This is a genomic window from Brevundimonas sp. EAKA, assembly GCF_000698025.1.
GTDB classification, from domain to species: domain Bacteria; phylum Pseudomonadota; class Alphaproteobacteria; order Caulobacterales; family Caulobacteraceae; genus Brevundimonas; species Brevundimonas mediterranea_A.
In genome coordinates, this window is the sequence record NZ_JMQR01000158.1 from 1 (window position 1) to 5,836 (window position 5,836).

Here is a 5,836-nt window from a genome sequence, read left to right on the forward strand (position 1 = left end):
ATCACGGGCTCATATAGGCCGAAGACGGCGTCAGGGCCACGGGGGCGACGATCAGTTTGTCGCCGCGACGGGGGGAGGGGCGGGTTGAGCGGCTTGTTGGGCCGCCCGCACGGCCCGAGCCTGCGCCACGCGGCGGGCCTGGGCCCCCGCCACCTGGCGGGCGGCCTGTTCTGCGCGGCTGTTCAACTGGGCCAGGGGCGTCAGGACAGCCGGCAGGATGCCGCCGTGTTCGCCGTTCAGATAGACGTCAAAGGCCGCCGGATCCGATACATCGATGGTGGCGCTGACGCCCATCGGCGCGCGCCAGGCCTCGCCGGCGGCCATCTGGCGGGCGAACAGGGCCTGACCGTCCCCCAGCCGAACGACCAGGGCGCCGGCCTTCTTGGCCTGGATCACCACCTGGGAGGCGGTGGCGGGGGCGCCATAGACGGCGCCGCGTGGGTTGAAGGCCTTTTGCACGGGGGCGTTGTTGGCCGCCGCCGTCGCCGCCAGCACCGCAGGATCATTGGGATCGATCCCGGTCAGCTGGGCCTCCAGGCCGGGCGTGATGTAGAGGGCCGGCGTGGTCTGGTCCAGCGGTGCGGCGCGGGGCGCGCTGAGGTCGATCAGACCGTTCTGACCGGGCACGTCTCCCAGGGTCCAGCTCTCGGGCACGGCGGCGATGTCGGAGGCGCGGGGCGCCTTCATCAGATTGATGCGCTGGAAGACATTCCATCCGACGATGGCGAGGGCGGCCACGGCGACGACCGCGATGATGCGCGGCGAATAGCGTTTCACATCCTCAAAGGCGATGCCGATGGGCGCTTTCAACGGAGCCGAGGTGTCGGGGCTGTCGCGCTTGAACCGTTCGACGGCCAATTGCTCGTCGAGGCCCAGGGCGGCCGCATAGCCACGCACATAGCCGATGGCGAAAACCCGAGAGGGCAGGGAGGACCAGTCGTTCTGCTCCAGAGCGGTCAGGAACCGCGAATGGACCTTGGTTTCGGCGGACAGATCCGCCAGGGACTTGCCGGACGACTCGCGCGCCCGGCGCAGGCCGTCGCCCAGAGTCACGGACTCTGCGATGGAGGGCGCAATGTCCTTCCAATCAGGATGAGCCTTGAACTCGTCGGGGGCTTGCCCCGCATCCAGCGCCATGACGCCTGACCCCACACTCGGAACGGCTTGAAGCCGCTCCGTACTCGAAACGGACCCGTCCGGTAGCATGTCTTCGTGACTGGACTCGCCTCCCCCCGGAGGCAGTCCTGATGCGTCCTGTGGATAAACCATAATGCCCGCCCCATCAACGGCGATTCCCAAAACGGAACGCGCGCGAAGACTCTCAGACGGCGATGTTCAACTTCCGCGCCAGGGATTCGATCTCGTTGCGCACCGAGCCGGTCGAGAGATTCAGCAGATTGTTCAGGCCCCGGCGCGCCGCCGTCAGGTCCGCGGACAGGATCATCCGCTTGACGGGGCCGACGCCGCCGGCCGGGGCTGACAGGCGGGTGAAGCCCAGGGTAATCAGGGCGAAGGCCTCCAGCGGCCGGCCCGCCAGTTCGCCGCAGATCGAGACCGGGGTGCCGGTGTCGGCGCAGGCCTTCTGGATCGTCTGCAGGGCGCGCAGGGTGGGCGGCGACAGGGGATCGTAGCGGTCCGAGACCAGGGGATTGGTCCGGTCGGCGGCGTACATGTACTGGAACAGGTCGTTGGTCCCGATCGAGACGAAGTCGGTCAGGGGCAGAAGCGCGTCGAGGTGCCACAGCAGCGACGGGCATTCGACCATGGCCCCGACGCGCAACAGGGCGGGCAGGGCGCGGCCGCGCCGTTTGGCCCAGGCGCATTCGACGTCGACCAGTTCGCGCGCGGCGCGGAACTCGTCCACCGTGGCGATCATCGGGAACATGACGCGCAGCTCTCGACCCGCCGCCGCCGTCAGCAGGGCCCGAAGTTGCATCCGTAACAAAGACGGCCGGTCCAGGCCCAGGCGGATGGCGCGGCGGCCCAGGGCGGGGTTCTCCTCCCGCTCGGCCTCCAGATAGGGCAGGACCTTGTCGCCGCCGATGTCCAGGGTGCGGAAGGTGACGGGCCGGTCGCCGGCGGCGTCCAGCACCAGCTTGTACAGGGCCGTCTGGGCGTTCAGCCGGGGCAGCTCGTCCGAGACCATGAACTGGAATTCGGTGCGGAACAGGCCGATGCCCTCCGCCCCCGTCTCGTTCAGATTCTCCAGGTCCACCGCCAGGCCGGCGTTGGTCAGCAGGGTGATGCGCTGGCCGTCCAGGGTCACGGCGGGGGTGTCGCGCAACTGGGCGAACTGAGCCTGGCGCTGGTCGCGCACGGCCATACGCGACTGGACCGCCTCGATCATGTCGGGGCGGGGCCGCAGATAGGCCTCGCCGGTCTCGCCATCGGCGATGACGACGTCGCCTTCCGACAGCCGGTCGCGCAGGCCCATCAGGCGGCCGACGCACGGGATCTGCAGCGCGCGGGCCACGATGGCGGCGTGGCTGGCGGCCGAGCCTTCTTCCAGCAACAGGCCCTTCAGCTTGTCGCGGGGATATTCCAGCAGGTCCGCCGGACCCAGGTTGCGCGCCACCAGAATGGCGTCGTCCGGCAGTTCGCGCTCGCCTGGCTTGTCGCCCGCCAGCACCCGCAGCAGCCGGTTGGCCAGGTCCTCGAAATCGTGCAGCCGTTCGCGGATATAGGGGTCGCGCGCCTGGGCGAAGCGGGCGCGGTGCTCGTTCCGGACCCGGTCCACCGCCGCCTCGGCGGTCAGGCCGTTGCGGACCGCCTCTTCCAGCGACCGGTTCCAGCCCCGGTCGTCGGCGAACATCCGATAGGTCTCCAGCACCTCGAACGAGGGTCCGGCCAGGCCCTGGCCCTTGTCCAGCATGGCGTCCAGGCCGGTTTTCAGCGAGGCCAGGGCCAGCTTCAGCCGGGCCTCCTCCATCGCCGGGTCTTCGGACAGCAGTTTCTCGGGCGGCAGGGGCGCTTCGTGCAGGACGACCCGGCCGACCGCCAGACCGTCGCCGAACTTCTGGCCCTTCAGCCGTTCGGGCCGGTGGGGCGCCAGTTCGACGTCGCGCAGCTCGTCCTGTTCCAGCAGTTCGCCGGAGGACACCGTCTCGGACAGGACCATGGCGATGGTCTGGATGTCCTCGACCTCCTCCTCGTCATAGCGCCGCTCGGTGCGGTTCTGGACGACCAGGACGCCGATGGCCCGGCCGCCGCGCAGCAGGGGGGCGCCGAGGAAGGCGTGATAGGGGTCTTCGCCCGTCTCCGGCCGATACGAGAAGGACGGATGCGACGGCGCGTCCGACAGGCTGATCGGCTGGGCCATCCGGGCCACCTCGCCCACCAGGCCTTCGCCGGGGCGCAGGCGGGTGTTGTGGACGGCGTCGGGGTTCAGGCCCTCGGTGGCGAACAGCTCCAGCTCGCCCGAGGCGCGGCGCAGATAGATGGAGCAGACCTCGGCGACCATGGACCGGGCGATGATCCGCACCACCATGTTCAGACGGTCCTGCGCCGGGGTCGCGCCCGCGCCGGCCCCGCCCAGAGCCTCGCGGATCTGGCGCAGGAGGATCCGAGGTCCTCTGGTCATCGCGCCGCCTGCCGGCATCATGGCTCCCGCGCTCCGGCGCCGAGGCGCCTGTTCAAATCATTCTATATCGCGTCCAGCCCGTAAGCCGAATGCAATGCGCGCACGGCCAGTTCGGCGTACGCCGCGTCGATCAGGACGCTGATCTTGATTTCCGAGGTCGAGATGGCCTGGAACTTGACGCCCTTGTCGGCCAGGGCCTTGAACATGGTCTGGGCCACACCGGCGTGGCTGCGCATGCCGACCCCGACGACGGACACCTTGGCGACATCCTCGTCGACGCGGATTTCCTCGATGCCGATCTCGGCCTGGGCGGCCTTCATCAGGTCGGCGGCGCGGACGGCGTCGCGACGGCCGGTCGTGAAGGTCAGGTTGACCGCCCCGGCGGTGCGCGACTGGCTCTGGACGATCATGTCCACATTGACGTTGGCCTCGGCCAGACGGGTGAAGACGTCGGCGGGGGCGTCCACGCGGTCGGACAGGCCCAGCAGGGTGATGCGGGCCTCGTCACGGCTCATGGTCACACCGGACACGATGCGCTTTTCCAAGATCTCCTCCTCGTCGCAGATCAGGGTTCCGCCCTTGTCGGGCATTTGGCCGGACGCGTCCGGTTCGATGAAGCTGGACAGGACGCGCACCGGCACCTGTTTGGCCATGGCGAGCTCGACCGAGCGGGTCTGCAGCACCTTGGCGCCCAGCGAGGCCATTTCCAGCATCTCCTCGTAGGAGACCTTGGCCAGGCGGCGCGCACGGTTCTCGATGCGGGGGTCGGTCGTATAGACCCCGTCCACGTCCGTATAGATGTCGCAGGGGCAGGACAGGGCGGCGGCCACGGCCACGGCCGAGGTGTCGGACCCGCCGCGGCCCAGGGTGGTGATCTTCCCGTCGGGGGTGACGCCCTGGAAGCCGGGGACGATGGCGATCTCGCCCGCGTCGAGGGCGGCGCCCAGTTTCTCGCCGGGGATGTCGATGATGCGGGCGCGGGCGTGGGCGTCGTCGGTGATGATCGGCACCTGCCAGCCCATCCACGACCGGGCGTTCAGCCCCATGTTGCGTAGGGTCAGGGCCAGAAGCCCGGCCGTCACCTGTTCGCCCGAGGCGACCACCACGTCATATTCGTCGTCGCTGAGCGGCAGGCCCGCCGCGGCCGGGCCGGCGCCGTCGGTCCAGGCGACCAGTTCGTTGGTCTTGCCGGCCATGGCGGAGACGACGACGGCGACCTTCTTGCCGGACGCGGCCTCGGCGGCGACGATTCGCGCCGCGCGCCGAATCCGTTCGAGGTCGCCCATCGAGGTGCCGCCGAACTTCATCACCAGTCGCGTGGTGTCGGATCGTGAAGAATCGGGCCGCGTCATCGTGGCGTTTCGCCCCCTGCTTGCGTGAAAGGGCGCGAAGGTTCATCCCTCGCGTCATGACCGCTTCTAGCGACGCCGCACCGTCTCGCCTACCCCGCGAAGGGCATGGTTTTCCGCAAAATTCGTCCGGGGGCGCATTTGGCGCATCGATCGACCCGGCCGACGTCGCCCGCTTCTCGGCCCAGGCGGCCGAATGGTGGGATGCGCACGGGCCGTTCGCACCGTTGCACCGGTTCAATCCGGCACGGCTGGCGCTGATCCGCGAACAGCTGTGCACCCGGCTGGGCCGCGATCCCAAGGCGCGTCGCCCCTTCGAGGGGCTGACGCTTCTGGACGTCGGCTGCGGCGGCGGGCTGATCGCCGAGCCGATGCGGCGGATGGGTTTTTCCGTCACCGCCATCGACGCCTCGTCCGAGAATATCGGCACGGCGCGGGCCCACGCGGACATGGTCGGGTTGGACATCGCCTATCGCGCCGCCACGGTCGAACAGATCGAGGCGGAAGGGGCGGGGCCGTTCGACGTGGTCCTGACCATGGAGGTGATCGAGCATGTCGCCGACCCGGAAGCCTTCGTGCGCGCCTGTTCGCGCCTGGTGCGGCCGGGCGGGGTGATGATGGTCGCCACCCTGAACCGCACGCTGAAGTCGCTGGCCCTGGGCAAGGTGGCGGCGGAATATATTCTGCGCTGGGTGCCGGCGGGCACGCACGACTGGCGACAGTTCCTGAAGCCCGACGAGATCCGGACGATGCTGGCGCAGGAGGCTGTGACGGTCGAGGGGCCGTACGGCCTGAACTACGACCCGCTGACCGACCGCTGGAGCCAGAGCGACGATGCGGGCATCAACTATATGATGGTGGCGACGCGGACGGCCTAGCGTTTCTCCCTCCCCCTGCGGGGGAGGGG

At 69.3% G+C, this 5,836-nt stretch carries 4 protein-coding genes; 1 reads left to right on the plus strand and 3 read right to left on the minus strand.

The window, feature by feature from the left end; translation table 11 throughout:
* Positions 1-51: 51 nt before the first annotated feature.
* The 3 genes from ER13_RS15535 to ER13_RS15545 all read right to left on the minus strand — a co-directional run bounded on the left by ER13_RS15535 (position 52) and on the right by ER13_RS15545 (position 4,932).
* Positions 52-1,137 (minus strand): RodZ family helix-turn-helix domain-containing protein, encoded by a 1,086-nt coding sequence (locus ER13_RS15535; RefSeq protein WP_035310696.1) that lies wholly within the window; start codon positions 1,135-1,137, stop codon positions 52-54.
* Positions 1,138-1,321: 184 nt separating this feature from the next.
* On the minus strand, positions 1,322-3,598 hold the full coding sequence (gene ptsP / locus ER13_RS15540; RefSeq protein WP_035310704.1) for a phosphoenolpyruvate--protein phosphotransferase: 2,277 nt from the start codon (positions 3,596-3,598) through the stop codon (positions 1,322-1,324).
* A gap of 44 nt (positions 3,599-3,642) precedes the next feature.
* Positions 3,643-4,932 carry an aspartate kinase gene (locus ER13_RS15545; protein ID WP_035310698.1) on the minus strand — a complete coding sequence of 430 codons (1,290 nt, stop codon included), beginning with the start codon at positions 4,930-4,932 and terminating at the stop codon, positions 3,643-3,645.
* A 56-nt stretch (positions 4,933-4,988) separates the two neighbouring features.
* Between ER13_RS15545 and ubiG the strand changes: the two genes are divergently transcribed.
* Complete coding sequence (gene ubiG, locus ER13_RS15550) at positions 4,989-5,807, plus strand: bifunctional 2-polyprenyl-6-hydroxyphenol methylase/3-demethylubiquinol 3-O-methyltransferase UbiG (protein WP_035310701.1); 819 nt, start codon at positions 4,989-4,991, stop codon at positions 5,805-5,807.
* Positions 5,808-5,836 lie beyond the last annotated feature (29 nt).